Annotated in this window: 16 protein-coding genes; 15 read left to right on the forward strand and 1 reads right to left on the reverse strand. The window is 34.0% G+C overall.

Annotated elements, in window-relative coordinates:
- Positions 1 to 69 precede the first annotated feature (69 nt).
- The 15 genes from mraZ (at position 70) to B4H69_RS06595 (ending at position 16,905) form a co-directional block, all read left to right on the forward strand.
- Positions 70 to 531, forward strand: a complete 462-nt coding sequence (gene mraZ, locus B4H69_RS06525; protein WP_038332815.1) for a division/cell wall cluster transcriptional repressor MraZ — start codon at positions 70 to 72, stop codon at positions 529 to 531.
- On the forward strand, positions 524 to 1,429 hold the full coding sequence (gene rsmH, locus B4H69_RS06530; RefSeq protein ID WP_180905156.1) for a 16S rRNA (cytosine(1402)-N(4))-methyltransferase RsmH: 906 nt from the start codon (positions 524 to 526) through the stop codon (positions 1,427 to 1,429). Before mraZ ends, rsmH begins: the two co-directional genes overlap by 8 nt.
- A 9-nt stretch (positions 1,430 to 1,438) precedes the next feature.
- Positions 1,439 to 1,798 carry an FtsL-like putative cell division protein gene (locus tag B4H69_RS06535; protein ID WP_052217625.1) on the forward strand — a complete coding sequence of 120 codons (360 nt, stop codon included), beginning with the start codon at positions 1,439 to 1,441 and terminating at the stop codon, positions 1,796 to 1,798.
- Positions 1,776 to 3,758, forward strand: coding sequence for a penicillin-binding protein (locus B4H69_RS06540; protein WP_038332822.1), 1,983 nt, complete (start codon positions 1,776 to 1,778; stop codon positions 3,756 to 3,758). Before B4H69_RS06535 ends, B4H69_RS06540 begins: the two co-directional genes overlap by 23 nt.
- Entirely contained in the window at positions 3,755 to 5,218 is a 1,464-nt protein-coding gene (locus tag B4H69_RS06545) for a UDP-N-acetylmuramoyl-L-alanyl-D-glutamate--2,6-diaminopimelate ligase (RefSeq protein WP_180905155.1), read from the forward strand. Before B4H69_RS06540 ends, B4H69_RS06545 begins: the two co-directional genes overlap by 4 nt.
- Positions 5,219 to 5,221: 3 nt before the next feature.
- Entirely contained in the window at positions 5,222 to 6,463 is a 1,242-nt protein-coding gene (gene mraY / locus B4H69_RS06550; protein ID WP_125349644.1) for a phospho-N-acetylmuramoyl-pentapeptide-transferase, read from the forward strand.
- Between the two features lie 3 nt (positions 6,464 to 6,466).
- On the forward strand, positions 6,467 to 7,801 hold the full coding sequence (gene murD / locus B4H69_RS06555; RefSeq protein ID WP_180905154.1) for a UDP-N-acetylmuramoyl-L-alanine--D-glutamate ligase: 1,335 nt from the start codon (positions 6,467 to 6,469) through the stop codon (positions 7,799 to 7,801).
- 15 nt (positions 7,802 to 7,816) lie between these two features.
- On the forward strand, positions 7,817 to 9,016 hold the full coding sequence (locus B4H69_RS06560) for an FtsW/RodA/SpoVE family cell cycle protein (protein ID WP_180905153.1): 1,200 nt from the start codon (positions 7,817 to 7,819) through the stop codon (positions 9,014 to 9,016).
- Entirely contained in the window at positions 8,988 to 10,094 is a 1,107-nt protein-coding gene (murG, locus tag B4H69_RS06565; protein WP_180905152.1) for an undecaprenyldiphospho-muramoylpentapeptide beta-N-acetylglucosaminyltransferase, read from the forward strand. Before B4H69_RS06560 ends, murG begins: the two co-directional genes overlap by 29 nt.
- Positions 10,094 to 11,434: a UDP-N-acetylmuramate--L-alanine ligase gene (gene murC, locus B4H69_RS06570; protein WP_180905151.1), complete on the forward strand. Its 1,341-nt coding sequence runs from the start codon at positions 10,094 to 10,096 to the stop codon at positions 11,432 to 11,434. The genes murG and murC overlap by 1 nt, the downstream gene beginning before the upstream one ends.
- Before the next feature lies 1 nt (position 11,435).
- Entirely contained in the window at positions 11,436 to 12,167 is a 732-nt protein-coding gene (locus B4H69_RS06575; RefSeq protein WP_221627940.1) for a cell division protein FtsQ/DivIB, read from the forward strand.
- The gene (gene ftsA / locus B4H69_RS06580; protein ID WP_180905149.1) at positions 12,154 to 13,605 is read left to right on the forward strand and encodes a cell division protein FtsA; all 1,452 of its coding nucleotides are present in this window, start codon (positions 12,154 to 12,156) and stop codon (positions 13,603 to 13,605) included. The genes B4H69_RS06575 and ftsA overlap by 14 nt, the downstream gene beginning before the upstream one ends.
- A gap of 55 nt (positions 13,606 to 13,660) precedes the next feature.
- Positions 13,661 to 15,505, forward strand: a complete 1,845-nt coding sequence (gene ftsZ, locus B4H69_RS06585; RefSeq protein ID WP_125349666.1) for a cell division protein FtsZ — start codon at positions 13,661 to 13,663, stop codon at positions 15,503 to 15,505.
- A 102-nt stretch (positions 15,506 to 15,607) separates the two neighbouring features.
- Entirely contained in the window at positions 15,608 to 16,060 is a 453-nt protein-coding gene (locus B4H69_RS06590) for a GatB/YqeY domain-containing protein (RefSeq protein WP_180905148.1), read from the forward strand.
- A 323-nt stretch (positions 16,061 to 16,383) separates the two neighbouring features.
- On the forward strand, positions 16,384 to 16,905 hold the full coding sequence (locus B4H69_RS06595; protein ID WP_180905147.1) for a septal ring lytic transglycosylase RlpA family protein: 522 nt from the start codon (positions 16,384 to 16,386) through the stop codon (positions 16,903 to 16,905).
- A gap of 140 nt (positions 16,906 to 17,045) precedes the next feature.
- Here B4H69_RS06595 and mqo read toward each other — a convergent pair whose 3' ends face one another.
- A complete protein-coding gene (gene mqo, locus B4H69_RS06600; RefSeq protein ID WP_180905146.1) occupies positions 17,046 to 18,521 on the reverse strand; it encodes a malate dehydrogenase (quinone) in 1,476 nt (491 codons plus the stop codon).
- Positions 18,522 to 18,577 lie beyond the last annotated feature (56 nt).

An 18,577-nucleotide genomic window follows, 5' to 3' on the forward strand; every position in this document is an offset into this window, starting at 1 on the left:
ATTTCAATAAAAGTGGTAAAAAATGGTAATTTGTGGTAATATTTTCTTTATTTTTGGAAAAAATCTATCATGAATTCATTAATTGGAACATATGAGTGTAAGGTAGATACAAAGGGTAGGCTCCCAATACCAGCGGGTTTGAAGAAACAACTTGCTGAATGTTTGGAAGATGGCTTTGTGTTGAAAAGATCTGTGTTTCAAAATTGTTTAGAACTGCATCCAATGAAAGAATGGGAAAAAGTGATGAATGATTTGAATAAATTGAATCGATTTGTGAAGAAAAACAATGATTTTATTAGAATTTTTACGGCTGGATTAAAAATTGTCGAAGTTGATGCAAATGGAAGGCTACAGATTTCAAAAGATTTAGTGAAATTTGCAGAAATTAATAAAGAAGTCGTTCTAAATTCTTCTGTAAACATGATCGAGATTTGGGATAAAGACAAATATGAAGAGTCGATTAATGTAGATGATTTAGATTTTGCTTCTTTGGCGGAAGATGTAATGGGAAATTTAGGAGAAGATGAGTGAATATCATAATCCAGTATTATTAAAAGATAGTGTTGATGCGTTAATTATTAACGAATCAGGTATATATGTAGATTGTACGTTCGGGGGTGGAGGACACTCACGTGAAATATTAAGTCGTTTGGATCAAAATGGAAAATTATTTTCATTTGATCAAGATGTGGATGCTGTTCGTAATAAAATTGATGATGATCGATTTGAGTTAGTTGAGCAAAATTTTAGATTCTTGAAAAATAATTTAAGATTTCGTGGAATAAAACAAGTTGATGGTGTTTTGGGTGATTTGGGAGTTTCTTCTCATCAGTTTGATACACCAGAACGTGGTTTTTCAACTCGCTTTGATGGAGAATTGGATATGCGAATGAACCAGAATGCAAAATTATCTGCCAAAACAATTATTAACGAATACGAAGAAGAAGATCTTGCTCGTGTTTTTTATGATTTTGGAGAGTTGCAAGGTTCGTATCGCTTGGCGAGAGAAGTTGTAAAAGCAAGAGCTGATAAACAAATCAATACAATTGATGAGTTGAAGCAAATTTTTTCATTCATTCCAAAAATGAAAGAAAATAAATTTTTCGCTCAAATGTTTCAAGCGTTACGCATCGAGGCAAATGATGAAATGGCAGCATTGAAAGAGATGTTGACGCAATGTGGAGAAGTGATAAAGCCAGGTGGTCGCTTGGTTATTATTTCGTATCATTCGTTAGAAGATCGCTTGACAAAACGCTACATGAAAAACGGAATTTTTGAAGGAGAACCAGAACGTGACGTTTTTGGAAATTGGTCGGCGCCTTTCAAACCTTTACAATCAAAGGTGATTGTGCCAACGCAAGAAGAAATTAATGAAAATCCAAGAGCTCGTAGTGCGAAAATGCGTATTGCGGTTCGTAATGAGGATTAAGAAATAGGAATGGCAAAAAAGAAAAAAATATTACCAGAGAAAAAAACTTTTACAGGTTTGTTGAGAGGTGAGTTTTTAATTAAAACTGGCTCAGAACAAAACTGGAAGTTTATGTTGTATCTGGTAGGTTTGGCTTTTTTGAGTATTTCGAGTTCGCATTTAGTTGATCGAAAAGTGGTTCGAATCGCTGAATTGCAAGATAAAGTAGAAGATTTAAAATCTCAATATACAGATAAGCATCGCGATTTGATGCGTATGCAATTAGAAACGGAAATTTTGGAGCGTACGGCAGTGTATGGTTTGAAAATTCCAGATAAACAACCTTATTATATAGTAGACAAAGTTTATGACGAAGTCAGCGAAAAATAAAAACAATATTGTCATCAAAGGATGGGTATTTGCCGGCGCGCTTGCGATTTGGGCCATCTTTATTATTGTTTTTATGTTTCGAATTAATATTGTAGAAGGGGTTGAATTAGAGCGTTTTGCTGAAAAGAATAATTTTAGATTAGATACTGTTACGGCGGAGCGTGGTAATTTATATGCTTCTAATGGCGCATTAATGGCTACAACTGTTACAAAACACAATGTTTATGTGGATTTGACGGTGATCAAAGATGAATTATTCAAAACAGAAATGCACAATCTTGCCGATTCTTTAGGTAAGATGTTTACAAAATCTCCCTCTTATTTTTACGACAAATTTTCTACAGAACGTAAAAAGAAAAATCGTTACATGATGTTGGTGAAAGATTTGGATTATGAGCAATATCAACGCATCAAAAAATTTCCAATTTTCAACAAAGGTCAAAACAAAGGTGGATTTATTCATGAAACTGAATCAAAACGAGAATTAATTGTTCAAGATATTGGTGTTCGTACAATTGGTTACGATGATCAACGCGGAAAAGTAGGATTAGAAGGAGCTTATTCTGACTTATTAAGCGGTATTGAAGGTCGTCGTTGGGAGCAATTTATGGGACGTGGTAAATGGAAACCAATGAAAAGTTGGGAGCAAGAGCCTCAAGCAGGTTCATCTGTTTACACAACAATAGATGCCGATTTGCAAATGGTTGCTTACGATGCTTTGTACAAACAACTTTCTGAATTTGAAGCGCAACACGGAAGTGTGGTTGTGATGGAAGTTCAGACAGGGAAAGTTCGTGCAATTGTAAATTTATCTCGCAAAAAAGACGGAACATATATCGACGATTATAACTATGCGGTTGGTGAAGCTGCAGAGCCAGGATCTACTTTCAAAACAGTTTCGTTGCTTGCAGCAATGGATGATGGTTTTATCAATAAAAACTCAACTGTAGAAACAGGAGGTGGAAGTTATAAATTCTATGGTCGTACGATTACAGATACACACGGTTATGGAACATTGACTGTAGATGGCGTGATGAAAAAATCGTCTAACATTGGTACAGCAAAAATTATTAATAAATACTACGGAGAAAATCCAAAAGCTTTCTTCAAAAAAATGGATAAATGGCATATGACTTCGCCTCTTGGAGTAGATATTCTTGGAGAAGGAAGTCCAATTATGCACCGTCCAGATAGTAAATCTTGGAGTAATATTACGTTACCTGTAATGGGTTATGGATATGGTTTACAGTTAACTCCAATTCAAATTGTGACTTTTTACAACGCAGTGGCAAATAATGGTAAAATGTTGAAACCATTATTTATGGATAAAATCACGCGTAAAGGTGAACCTGATAAAGTTTTTGAACCTGTCGTTTTAGTAGATCAACTAACGTCTTTGGAAAATGTAAAACAGATGCAAGAAATGCTTCGTGGAGCAGTAGAACAAGGAACGGGACGTATTATTAGTAATAGTAATTACGATATTGCTGGTAAAACTGGTACTGCTCGTGTTGATTATTGGAAGCGAGATGGTAAAGGAATGCAATATCGTGCTTCATTCGCAGGGTATTTTCCAGCAGAAAAACCAAAGTATTCTTGTATCGTAGTTGTGCACAAACCAAATACAGCCAAAGGGTTTTATGGAGGTAGTGTAACTGCTCCGGTTTTTAAGAAAATTGCCGATTGGGTATATTCAAAAACTCCCATACCTTTGCCACGTGATTTAGTAAAAAAGAACGCGGTGAAAGAGTTTAAAAAAGGAGATGATATTAATGTTAGTAATTCTAAAAATATAGTGCCAAATGTGACTGGTCATACAGGATCTAAAGCAATTCCGGTATTAGAAAATTTAGGATTAGATGTGCAATATTCAGGGTTTGGAAAAGTAACAAATCAATCCATTCCTGCGGGAACAAGATTTAAGAAGGGTGAGACAATTTATTTAATGTTGGAAGGATGAGAAATTTAGTTGATTTATTATATAAAGTTTCCATCTCAGAAACGATTGGTTCAACAAAAGTTGAAGTCAATAATATTCAATTTGATTCAAGAAAAGTATCAAAAAATGATGTTTTTGTCGCTGTAAATGGAGTTACAGTTGACGGTCATCAGTATATAGAAAAAGCGATTGGTTTAGGTACTAAAGCAATTGTTTGCGAAGTTTTGCCAGAAAATTTAGTTGAAGGAGTAACGTATGTGAAAGTTGAAAATTCAACGATTGCATTAGGAATTTTAGCTTCTAATTTTTATGAAAATCCAACAAAAGATTTAAAACTTGTTGGAGTTACAGGTACGAATGGAAAAACAACAACGACAACTTTGTTGTACGAATTGTTTACAAAATTAGGTTATGCTTGTGCATTAATTTCGACGATTAAAATTGTAATTGATGGTGAAGTGATTCCGTCTACGCATACAACGCCAGATATTTTGACATTGAACAAAATGTTTCGCGAAGCGGTAGATAGAGGATGCGAATTTGCTTTTATGGAAGTTTCTTCGCACGGAATTCATCAAAATAGAATTGCTGGTTTGCATTTCGAAGTAGCTGGATTTACGAATATCACACACGATCATTTAGATTATCACAAAACGTTTGCAAATTATCTTGAAGCAAAAAAGAAATTCTTCGACGATTTGCCAAAAACGTCTACGGCAATTTCGAATGCAGATGATAAAAACGGAAAAGTAATGCTTCAGAATACAGTTGCTACGAAAAAATTGTATGCGCTAAAAACTGATGCAGAATTTAAAGGAAAAATTATTGAACACCAATTTGATGGAATGCAATTAGAATTCAATGGAAAAGAATTCTGGACATCATTAATTGGTCAATTCAATGCATATAATTTATTATTAGTTTTTGGTGTAGCGTCAATTTTAGGACAAGATGAGTTAGAAGTTCTAAAAGCATTGAGCACACTAGGAAATGTTGATGGTCGTTTTCAAACATTCAAAACGGAGTCAGGAATTATCGTAATCGTGGATTATGCACATACACCTGATGCGTTAGAAAATGTTTTGGATACAATAGAAGGAATTCGTACCAAAAACGAAAAACTAATAACAGTTGTAGGTTGTGGTGGAGATCGAGATAAAACAAAACGTCCTGAAATGGCCGATATCGCGAGCGAAAAATCTAATCTTGCCATTTTTACATCAGATAATCCAAGAACCGAAGATGCAGAAGAAATTCTTCGTGAGATGGAAGTTGGTGTAAAAGCGCAATTTTATAATCGCACCTTGAAGATTACTGATCGAAAAGAAGCTATAAAAACAGCACTTAAAATGGCCGAACCAAAAGATATTATTTTGATTGCGGGAAAAGGTCACGAGACGTATCAAGAAATTAACGGAGTAAGAACACATTTTTCTGATGTAGAAGTTGCATCAGAATTGAGTAAAATATTGAACAAATAAAGAATGTTATACTATTTATTTGATTATTTAGAAGGTATCCATTTTCCAGGAGCGCGTATGTTTCAATACACGTCTTTCCGCGCGGGAATGGCAATTTTATTGGCAATGTTCATCAGTTTGTTTTACGGAAAACGAATCATCAGTTATTTACGTAAAGAACAAATGGGAGAAATTGTTCGTGATTTAGGTTTAAAAGGACAAATCGAAAAAGCAGGAACGCCAACAATGGGTGGTTTAATCATCATTTTGGCAACGTTAATTCCTACTTTACTTTTTGCGAGATTAGATAATATTTACATTATCATTTTGTTGGTTTCAACAATTTGGTTGGGTGTGATTGGTTTTTTAGACGATTACATCAAAGTTTTTAGAAAAAACAAAGAAGGTTTACAAGGTAAATTTAAAATTTTAGGACAAGTTGGTCTTGGAGTTGTAGTTGGATTAATGCTTTATTTCAGTCCAACAGTTACCGTAAAACATCAAGAAAATAGAGTAAAAACGCCTGTAGGAACAGAACAAACAGAATACAGCCGACAAATAAAATTTGGTCCAGAAGAAAAAACGTTGGAAACAACAATGCCTTTCGTGAAAGGAAATGAATTTAACTATTCTGATATTTTATTTTGGATGGATGCGCAAGATCGACCAACATGGGCGGTTGCAGCGATTTTTATTTTTGCAGTAATTTTTATCATTACAGCAGTTTCGAATGGAGCAAATTTAACAGATGGAATCGACGGTTTAGCAGCAGGTAGTTCGGCTGTGATTATGGCAGCAATCTCGATGTTTGTTTTCGTTTCCGGAAATTTAATGTTCGCCGATTATTTGAACATTATGTTTATTCCGCGTTCAGAAGAAGTCTTGATTTTCTGTGGAGCTTTCCTTGGAGGTTTGATAGGATTTATTTGGTATAATACCTATCCAGCTCAAGTGTTCATGGGTGATACAGGAAGTTTAACAATCGGAGGAATTATTGCTGTTTTGGCAATTATCGTTCGTAAAGAATTATTACTACCAATTTTATGCGGAATATTTTTCGCAGAAAGTTTATCAGTAATGTTACAAGTGTCTTATTTCAAGTACACGAAAAAGAAATTTGGTGAAGGTCGTAGAATCTTTTTGATGTCTCCTCTACATCACCATTTTCAGAAGTTAGGTTATCACGAAAGTAAAATCGTGGTGCGTGCAATTATCATCGGAATCATTTTAGCGGTAATTAGTATTATTACCTTAAAGATTAGATAAAAAATGAAAAGATTAGTCGTTTTAGGAGGAGGAGAAAGTGGCGTAGGAACAGCTATTCTTGCGAAGAAAGAAAACTTTGATGTTTTTCTTTCGGACATGGGACAAATAAAAGACAAGTATAAACAACTTTTGGAGGAGCGCGGAATTGCTTATGAAGAAGGTCAGCACACAGAAGAATTAATTCTGAATGCCGATGAAGTAATGAAAAGTCCAGGTATTCCAAAAAAAGCAGCGCTAATTCAGAAATTAGAAGAAAAAGGAATTTCAATTATTTCTGAAATTGAATTTGCGTCTCGTTATACAGATGCAAAAATTATTGCGATTACAGGATCTAATGGAAAAACAACAACAACAAGTTTGATGTTCCATATCCTAAAGCAAGCTGGATTAAATGTAGGATTAGGTGGTAACATCGGAAAAAGTTTTGCAAAATCTGTAGCAGAAGACAATTTCGATTATTATGTATTAGAAGTAAGTAGTTTTCAGTTAGATGATATCAAAACAGATTTCAAACCGTATGTTGCAATTTTGCTGAACATTACACCAGATCATTTAGACCAATACAATTATCAGTTTGATTTGTATGCAAAGGCTAAATTCAGAATTACTGAAAACCAAGATGAAAACGATTATTTTATCTACAATTTGGATGATCCAAAAACAATGGAGATGATTGATCAGATTGATATTCGAGCTCATCGTAAACCGTTCACAATGATGGATGCAACAAATGAAGCATACGCAAACAATGAATTGTTCCGTGTGAACGATTCGAATGGTGATTTTACAATGTTAGTGAATGATTTAGGATTAATTGGAAAACACAATGTTTCTAACTCATTGGCTGCGGCTGTAGCCGCAAAAATTATTGATATTAATAATGAGGAGCTTAAAAAGAGTTTATCAGATTTCAAATCTGTTGAACATCGTTTAGAGCCTGTTTTGACAATTGGAGGAATTGATTTTATCAACGATTCTAAAGCAACAAATGTGAATGCAACATATTTTGCTTTGGAAAGTATGACGAAACCAGTTGTTTGGATTGTTGGAGGAACTGATAAAGGAAACGATTACAACGAAGTTTTACCTTTCGTGAAAAAGAAAGTGAAAGCAATTGTTTGTTTGGGTGTTGATAACGCAAAAATTGTTGATTTTTTCAGTCCATATATCGATACAATTGTTGAGACAAATACAATGAAAGATTGTGTAGAACAATCATATAAATTAGCAACAAAAGGAGAAACGGTTCTTCTATCACCAGCTTGTGCAAGTTTCGATTTGTTCAGCGGTTATGAAGATCGTGGAGATCAATTTAAAGAAAACGTACGCAAACTATAATAACAAATCTAACCAATGTCTAACATCGTACAAAAATATTTTAAAGGCGATAAACCGCTTTGGGCTTTCATTTTATTGTTAGCACTATTTTCGTTCTTACCAGTTTATTCAGCAAGTTCTAACTTGGTGTATACGGTAGGATCGGGTACTATTTTTGGGCATTTAGGTAAACACGCTGTGATTTTATTAATTGGTTTATTTATCATTTATGGATTACAACGTATTGATTATCGTTGGTTTGGTTTGTTTGCTTTAACAGCTGTTGTTATACTTTCTGGAGTTTTGGCAATAACACTTGTACAAGGACAGACCATTGGAGGTGCAAATGCTGCACGTTGGTTAACGATTCCGGGAACTGGAATTGGTATTCAGCCTTCGATGATTGCTTCGCAAGCGTTGTTGATTTATATAGCTCGTTATTTAACAAAAAATAGAGACAAAGAATATACGTGGAAAAATACAGCAGTTCCATTATTCTTACCAATTATTGTAATTGTAGGATTAATCTTTCCTTCTAATGGTTCAACAGCGTTGATGTTAGCTGGAATGTGCGGAATATTGTTGATTATTGGTGGATTTCCATTCAAATATTTATTTACAATTGCCGGGGTAGGTTTAATACTTGGTGGCGGATTTGTGTGGATGGCTTTATCTCGACCAGATTTAGTAACAAATTCTCGTGTGCACACATGGATGTCACGTATCGAGAAATTTAATGATGATTCTGGATTAGAAAGTTATCAAGTTTTACACGCAAAAGCTGCAATTGCAAGAGGATTGAATGAAATGGCTGGACCAGGAAAAAGTGTTTTCAAACAAACTTTACCTCAATCATCATCCGATTTTATCTTCGCGATTATTGTAGAAGAGTATGGTGCAATTGGTGCAATTCTATTAATTGGAATTTTCCTTCTGATTTTAATACGGATTTGTATCATCGCATCGAAAATTCATACTGTTTTTGGTACGCTACTTGTATTTGCAGTGGGCTTACCAATTATTATACAAGCAATGGTAAACATGGCTGTAGCGGTTAATTTAATTCCAGTAACAGGGCAACCATTGCCAATGATTAGTTACGGAGGAACATCCATTTGGATGACATGTATTTCGTTCGGAATAATTTTGAGTGTAAGTACTCAGATTAAATCGCAAGAAGAATTAGAACAAGATAGAAAAGTATTAAGTGAAGAATACATCGAAGACATCGCCTAAAGTTTTAATAAGTGGCGGAGGAACAGGTGGACATATTTATCCAGCTATTGCAATTGCAGACGAAATAAAAAGACGTTTGCCAGATGCGCAAATTTTGTTCGTTGGAGCAGAAGGAAGAATGGAAATGGAAAAAGTGCCAAAAGTTGGGTATGACATAAAAGGTTTACCAATTTCTGGATTTGATAGAAGTAACATGAAAGCGAATTTAAAGTTTCCTTTCAAATTGATAAAAAGCTTAAGTCTTGCAAAAAAAATCTACAAAGATTTTCAGCCAGATTTAGCTGTTGGTACAGGAGGTTATGCCAGTGGACCAATGTTGTGGGTAGCAGGAAGCAAAAATGTTCCGATTTTATTACAAGAACAAAATTCGTTTCCAGGAGTTACCAACAAAATTTTGAAAAATAAAGCCAGTGCAATTTGTACAGCTTACGAAGGAATTTCACAGTTTCCACAAGAAAAAGTGCATTACACAGGAAACCCTATTCGTGCTGAGATTTTTCAAAATTTACCATCAAAAGCAGAAGCAATTTTAGCTTTTGGATTAGATCCAGAAAAACCAACAATTTTATCGGTTGGTGGTTCACAAGGATCAAGAGCAATGAACAATGCTTGGTTAGAAAACCTTGACGAATTTGTTGCAAGTGGCGTTCAATTGATTTGGCAAACAGGAAAGTTAGATTATCAAAAAATCAAAAACTTGGTTGGTAATAAATATCCAACGATTCATGTAACTGAATTTATTTATAACATGAAAGATGCGTATGCAGCTTCGGATATGATTGTTTCTCGTGCAGGAGCAATGGCGATTTCTGAATTGTGTATTGTTGGAAAAGCAACTATTTTGCTTCCATTACCAACAGCGGCAGAAGATCATCAAACCAAAAATGCGCAAGCTTTGGTTGAGAAAGATGCAGCGATCATGGTGAAAGATGCAGATGCAAAACAAAATTTAGTCAAAGAAGTAATTGCTTTGGCGAGCAATGAAGAATTAAAAAATAAATTATCTCAAAACATTAAGCAATTAGGGAAACCGAACGCGACAAAAGAGATTGTAGATATATTATTGAATTTATTATAATGAATATTTTAGATAAAACATATTATTATTTCATCGGTGCAGGAGGAATCGGAATGAGTGCTTTGGAACGTTTCTTCAAGTCAATCGGAAAAGAAGTTGCTGGTTATGACAAAACGCAAACCGAGTTGACAACTGAATTGATTGCTGAAGGAATTGATATTCATTTCGAAGATAATATCGAATTAATTCCAGGAGGAATTAATGCAGAAAATACGTTGGTAATTTATACGCCAGCGATACCAAAAGATCATTCAGAACTAAATTATTTTTTAGTGAATGATTTTAAAGTCATGAAGCGTTCAGAAGTGTTAGGTGAAATTACCAAACATACATACAATATTGGTGTTGCGGGAACTCACGGAAAAACAACGACTTCGTCTATTTTAGGGCACATCCTAAAAGTTGCGAATGTAGAATGTACAGCTTTTTTAGGTGGTATTGCAGAAAATTACGATTCGAATATCATCTTAAATGGATCTAAATATACAGTTGCAGAAGCCGATGAGTTTGACCGTTCTTTCTTACGTCTTTCTCCAAAATTAGCGATTATCACAAGTGATGATGCTGATCATTTGGATATTTATGGAGAGCGTGATGAAGTGAAAAAATCGTTTCAAGAATTTGCAGCAATTGTCGAAGAAAAATTATTTGTTCACAAAGGTTTGCCTTTCGAAGGAGCTTTTACATATGGAGTGGATTTGGACGCAGATTACGATGCGCACAATGTAAGAATTATTGACGGACATTATGTGTTTGATGTAAAAACGCCAAACGGTTCATTGACAGATATCGGAATTTTATTACCAGGGCATCACAACATGGAAAATGCGGTTGCGGCTTTGGCTGTTGCTGATTATATGGGAGTTCCTCATGATAAAATAAAAGAAGCTTTATCAACTTTTGTTGGAGTTAAAAGACGTTTTAATCGTTTCGAAGCAAATGGAAAAATTTACATCGACGATTATGCACATCACCCAACAGAATTGAATGCAGCAATTCGTTCAGTTCGTGAACTTTATCCAGGTAAAAAAGTGTTGGGAGTATTTCAGCCTCACTTATTTACACGTACAAGAGATTTCGCAGAAGAATTTGGAGAAAGTTTATCGCAGTTAGATAGTTTGATTTTATTAGACATTTATCCTGCCAGAGAGTTACCAATCGAAGGAATTACTTCAAATTGGTTGCTAGAAAAGGTGAATTTAAATGAAAAAATAGTATCTTCATTAGAAGATAGTTTAGCAAACATCAAAAAACAAGATTTTGATGTATTATTGACTGTGGGAGCAGGAAATATTGATACAATTGTTAAACCAATAAAAGAGTGGTTAAGTGAAGCGTAAATTGAAAATCATAAAAGTGATTTTTGGAGTTGCCTTGCTAATCGGTTTGATTAGTTTTACGGTAATTAAAAATGCTTCGCGTACAGTGAATAAAATTGACGTGGCGTTTGTTCAGCCAGTTGATAATTATTTTATTAATGATGAATCGATAAGAGAAATTATCAACAAAGATGGAAAAGACATTCTGAAACAATCTCTACGAGAAGTGAATGTAAAAGAAATCGAACAAAAAGTAAGTGAGAGTCCTTTTGTGGATTCTGTACAAGTAAGTAAAGATATCAACGGACATTTACGACTTGACATAAAAGCAAACTCAGCAGTAGCAAGAATAAAGACGCTGAAAAATGAATTTTATTTGACAACAAAAGGCGGAAAAATGCCTTTATCTAAATTAAATTCAGCAGATGTAATCTTAGTTTCTGGTGATGTAAAACCGAATGAATATGAGGATTTGAGTAAATTTGTTCAAGCTTTGAAAGCAGACGATTTATTAAAAAATCATATCATAGCAATTCAAAAAGTGGGACAACGTTCTTTTAATTTAATTGTAAACACAGGAAACTATTATATAGAATTAGGAACTTTAAACAACTTTGAACAGAAGTTACATAATCTAAAATTATTCTATAATCAATACATTGATTTTATAGGAACTGAAGATTATGAAAAATTGAGCTTGAAATTTGTAAACCAAGTTGTAGCAACCAAACGAATAAAAAATGGAGAACAATAGTAAGATTGCAGTTGGCTTAGACATAGGGACTACAAAGATTGTAGCGCTTGTCGGACGAAAAAATGAGAACGGAAAAATCGAAATTCTTGGACACGGACAAGCAAAAAGCTTAGGTGTACACAGAGGTGTTGTAAACAATATTACACAAACCATTAACTCGATAAAAGAGGCAATTGATAAGGCTGAAAGATCATCTGGTGTCAAAATTACTGATGTTACTGTTGGTATTGCTGGACAACATATTCGTAGTTTACAACATAGCGATTACATTACTCGTACTAATTCAGAAGACGTGATTGATGATAATGATTTAAAGTTATTAACAAATCAAGTTTATAAGTTGGTGATGTTACCTGGAGAAGAAATTATCCATGTTCTTCCTCAAGAATTTAAGGTTGATAACGAAGGTGAAATTCGCGAACCAATTGGTATGTACGGAAGTCGTTTAGAGGCTAATTTCCATGTGGTTGTAGGACAAGTTTCATCTATCCGAAATATTGCACGTTGTGTAAAAGCTGCTGGTTTACGTTTGGCAAGTATTACTTTAGAACCAATTGCATCGTCTAGTGCTGCGCTTAGCGAAGAAGAAAAAGAAGCAGGTGTTGCATTGATTGATATAGGTGGTGGTACAACGGATATTGCAATTTTCAAGGATAATATTATTCGACACACATCTGTTATTCCGTTTGGAGGAAATGTGATTACAGAAGACATTAAAGTTGGATGTTCTATTATTGGAAAGCAAGCCGAAGCTTTAAAAGAAAAATTTGGTTCTGCTTGGCCAGGAGAAAATAAAGAAACTGAAATTGTATCGATTCCTGGTTTAAAAGGACGCGAAGCAAAAGAAATATCATTAAAAAGATTGTCACAAATTATTCATGCACGTGTGCAGGAAATTTTGGAACAAGTATATTTGGAATTGAAAAATTACGGTTGCGAAGATCAAAACAAAAAGTTGATTGCAGGAATCGTTTTAACAGGTGGTGGATCTAAATTGAAACACATTCGTCAACTTACAGAATATGTAACAGGAATGGATGTAAGAATTGGATATTCTAACGAACATATTGTTGGTGCAAAAGCTGAGGAAATTAGTGGACCAGAATATGCAACATCTGTAGGTTTATTAATGAAAGGTTTAGAGGAATTAGCGGCGAATTATCAGCACGAAATTTATGAAAAACCAGTTATTAATAATTTAAATAACCAAGAAGAATTAGAAATTGGAATTCAACCAACGCAACAAAAAAAGACTGTAAAAGCTGAAATTGTTGTTGAGGAAGAAATTATCCAAAAACCAAAAAGAGAAGAAGTAGTGGACGAATTCTTGGATCAAGAAATTGGAGAAAAGAAAGAAGCTAAATCTAAACCAGAAAAGAAAAATTTCTTTTCGAAATGGACGGATAAATTTATCCAAATGATCAACGAAACTGAATAATAAGAATAAACTAGAATAAATTACGAACCAATTTAATAAGAAGAATATGAGTGATATGTTAACAGGAGATATTGTGTTCAACTTACCAAAGAGCCGATCTCAAGCTATCAAAGTAATCGGAGTAGGTGGTGGAGGTAGTAATGCCGTAAACTACATGTTTGAACAAGGAATTGCAGGTGTAGAATTTGTAATTTGTAATACGGACTCTCAAGCATTAGCAAATAGTCCAGTACCAACAAGAATTCAATTAGGACAAGCAATAACAGAGGGTTTAGGAGCTGGAGCAAATCCTGAGGTAGGAGAGCAATCTGCTATCGAAAGTATGGATGATGTAAAAGCTGTTTTAGACGAAGGAACCAAAATGGTCTTTATTACTGCCGGAATGGGTGGTGGTACAGGAACCGGTGCAGCACCAGTAATTGCTGGTATTGCAAAAGAAATGGATATCTTAACAGTTGGGATTGTTACAGCGCCATTCTTTTTCGAAGGAAGAATGAGGTTGGAACAAGCCGAAAAAGGTATCGAAAAATTAAGACAAAACGTCGATTCATTAATTGTTATCAACAATGATAAATTACGTGAATTATACGGAAACTTAGGTTTCAAAAATGGTTTCTCGAAAGCTGATGAGGTTTTAACAACAGCAGCTAAAGGAATTGCAGAAGTTATTACTCAACACTATGCAATGAACATCGATTTACGTGATGCGCGTACAGTACTTAAAAATTCTGGTACAGCAATCATGGGATCTGCGCAAGGTTCTGGTGAAAACAAAGCGAAAGACGCAATTTCTTCTGCTTTAGATTCTCCATTGTTAAACAACAACAAAATTACAGGTGCACGTAACGTATTGTTATTGATTTTATCTGGTAATAACGAAATTACAATGGATGAAATCGGTATCATCAATGATTACATTCAACAAGAAGCTGGTAATAGTGCAAATATTATCATGGGTATTGGTGAAGACTTAGATTTAGGAGATTCTATCTCTGTAACTGTTGTAGCAACTGGTTTTCCTACAGAAGATCAGGCGTATACAGGAAAAGAGGAACAAAAAATTGTACATACATTAGAGGAAGAACAACCAATTAATAAAACGTTATCAGTTGAGCAACCTTTTGTGAATCGTGTAAAACCAATGACGTTAGATTTTGGTCGTTCTAATGCTTCTCAGCAAGCACCACAAACGCCTCAACAAAATCAAACGCCAGAGGCTCCTCAAAATAATTATCGTCAAGCAGATATTAACCAAAGTTTTCAACAACAAACTTATCACAATACGCCAGAAGAATCTTTCGAAGAAAATAATTCTCCAAAGCGTTATGTTTTAGATGATATTGATGATGAGCCAGTGCAAGAGAGACGTTCTTATGATGATTTCGAACCACGTTTGAAATCAGATTTTAATCGTCCGCAAGAACCAACGAATAATGTAAATAATAATCAAACATATAATTCATATTCTAATCCTGTAGCTTCAGAGCAGTCAAACTATCCTCAAAATAATTATGCTGGATATCAAGCTCCAAAGAACGAAGGATATGGAAATGTAGAGCCAGTTCAATCTAATGTAGCTCATTCTGTTGCTCCACAAGCTGAAGAATTACAAGTTGCTATAGATCCATTTAGTCAACCAATTGAGCAATCAAATGATCCTGAATTGAATAGTATGATTGAAGAAAGAAGAAATCGTTTGAAACAATTTAATTTTAAATTCAACAATACGATGACGAATTCTCAAGTAGACGAATACGAAGCAATTCCTGCTTACAAACGTCAAGGATTGAATTTATCTGATCGTAATGATAATCAATCTTCTGATTTTTCTGTCGGAACGAATCGTAACAACGAAACACAAATTCGTCCAAACAATTTTCTACACGATAACGTAGATTAATAAACGATCACTCGTAAAAAATATTCTTATTATAGAAAAGGTTCATTGCTTTTGCGATGAGCCTTTTTTTGTCTTAAATTTGTAGTCTAAAAAGCAAAACAAATGAATTTAGAAACTCAAATAATGGCACAGTTAAAAGAAGCGATGAAAGCTAAAAATACTGTTGCTTTAGAAGCTTTAAGAGCTGTAAAATCTGAATTATTATTAGCAAAAACATCTGGTGCTAACGGAGAATTATCAGAAGATCAAGAAATTGCTTTATTACAAAAATTAGTAAAACAACGTAAAGAAGCTGCTGAACAATTCGAAGCAAATGAACGTAAAGAATTAGCTGAAAAAGAATTGGCGCAAGCAGAAGTTATTCAACAATTTTTACCTGTTCAATTATCAGATGAAGAATTAACAGCTGCAATTACAGAAATTGTTGCAGAGGTTGGCGCTACTTCTCCAAAAGATATGGGAAAAGTAATGGGAGCTGCTTCATCTAAATTGGCTGGTAAAGCGGAAGGAAAATTAATTTCGGCTAAAGTAAAAGACATTTTAGCTAGTTTATAATTGATTTTTAAATCTTTAAAAATTAAGAAAAGGTAAAGTTTTATAAACTTTACCTTTTTTATTTCTTTATTTGATAAATTTCTTCAAATTATACAAAATCATTATTTATTGATAATCAATAACATATCCGATTTAAATAAATTATTGCCAAAAAAATTAGGATTACAAGTTTATTTTAACATTAAATTAACAAATCGCTGTAGGCATCTAAATTCGCAAAGTACAAGGGATTTTAGAATTAAAAATCAATCGATTAGAATAATTCTAAATAAGAAGGTGTTTATACCCTTAAATTTGCAAAGTAAATCAGAAATATCTAAAGGATGACGAAAAGCATTACAGCGTTTATAGCAATGTTAATGATTTTTCCAATAGCAAATGCTGATGGTAAAATTTTTAAGGATTCTGGTAATAATGATACAATTATTATGCCAGCTTCTGAGAAAAGATTTAGTAAAGATATTGATAATGATACCATCAAAAAAGATACATTATCAGTTGAAGATGAAAAGTTGGTTGGAGAACTTATCGAGAATAGCGCTCGAAAAATCTCGACAGGAGTTGTTTCTTGGTATGGAGACAAATTCCACGGACGCAAGACAGCTAGTGGTGAAACGTATGACAAACACGAACTAACAGCTGCCCATAAGTCTTTACCATTTGGTACGAAAGTAAAAGTTACGAATATCAGAAATGGTAAATCTGTGGTTGTAGAAATTAACGACAGAGGTCCATACGCTAAATCTAGAGTTTTAGACTTAAGTCAAGCTGCATTCAGCGAAATTGGTCACACCAACACAGGAGTGATGCAAGTTGAATACGAAATTATCAAAAGCGAAGACTAGAAAGGCTAAGATGTTCAGAAAAAATTAAAAGGTTTGAGAATTTATTCTCAAACCTTTTTTTATGTTCTTAAGTTTTGTGTAAAAATAAAATCCTGATAAATGAATATCAGGATTTATAATTATATGAAGTAAGAAAAATCTTAATCTAAAATTTTAAGCACTTTAGTTGTACGCGCTCTTGATGCTTCAACTAATTCAGCTTGTGCTAAATCTTCACCGTAAGAAGGAATCATTTCTTTGATCGCTTCGTTCCAGTTGTTTTTCATCAAGTCTGGGAAACATTGTTTCATCAAGTTCAACATTGCGCTAACAGATGTAGATGCTCCTGGAGATGCTCCTAATAAGGCAGACATTGTTCCATCTTGAGATGTAACGATTTCTGTACCAAATTTCAAAACTCCTTTTCCGTCTTGTTTTTCGATTACTTGAACACGTTGTCCAGCAGTTTGTTCGAACCAATCTTCTAATTTCGCTTCAGGGAAATATTCTTGTAAAGATTCTACCTTTTTCGCTTTAGACAACATTACTTGTTCTACCAAGTATTTTGTTAAATCGATATTGTTTAAACCACAATTCATCAAAAATCCTACGTTTCCTAAGTTTACAGATTTGAATAAATCACAATTAGATCCGTATTTTAAGAATTTTGTTGAGAATGTTGCAAATGGTCCAAATAATAAAGATTGTTTTCCATCAATAACACGTGTATCTAAGTGAGGAACAGACATTGGTGGTGCACCAATTTTTGCTTTTCCATATACTTTTGCATGATGTTTTTTGATGACTTCTTCGTTTTGACAAATTAACCATTGTCCACCAACTGGGAAACCTCCAAATTTTTTCGATTCAGGAATTCCAGATTTTTGCAATAATAAAATTGCTCCTCCACCTGCACCAATAAATACGAAATCAGCATTAAGCGCTTTGTTATTTCCAGATTTTAAATCTTTTACTTTAACTGCCCATTTTCCGTTGCTAAGACGAGTTAAGTCTTTTACTTCGTGTTCAGTTTCTAACGTAATTTCTTTTTTGTCTTGTAAACCTTTGAAAATTTGACGCGTTAATTCACCAAAATTTACATCAGTTCCTAAGTTCATATGCGTTGCCGCAACTTTTTCATTACCTTTTCTACCATCAACAATTAATGGAGCCCATTCTTTGATTTTAGAAACATCATCCGAATATTCCATATCCTTGAATAAAGGATGTTGAGATAATTTTTCGTAACGTTTTTTCAAGAAATTTACATCGTCATCGCCCCAAACAAAAGACATATGTGGAGTAGGACGTAAGAATTTTTCTGGAGAAGAAACGTAATTATTTTCGACTAAGTAAGACCAAAACTCTTTCGAAGTTTCAAATTGTTTTGCAATATTAATTGCTTTATCAATATTAACCACTCCATTTTTGTCCATTGGCGTATAATTCAATTCACAAAAAGCAGAGTGACCAGTACCTGCATTATTGAAAGCATCAGAACTTTCAAATCCAATCTTATCTAATTTTTCGAAAACAGAAATCTTAATAGCCGGATTTATTTTTTTAAGAAGTATGCTTAAAGTAGCACTCATGATACCAGCACCAACTAACACTACCTCTTGAGGTTGTTTTTCCATTTCTCAAAAATATATTTACGTTGCAAAGGTATTAATAAATAGCCTTTTTTGCGAAA

Origin of the sequence: Empedobacter sp. UBA6745 (assembly GCF_002453775.1) — a bacterium.
GTDB classification, from domain to species: domain Bacteria; phylum Bacteroidota; class Bacteroidia; order Flavobacteriales; family Weeksellaceae; genus Empedobacter; species Empedobacter falsenii_C.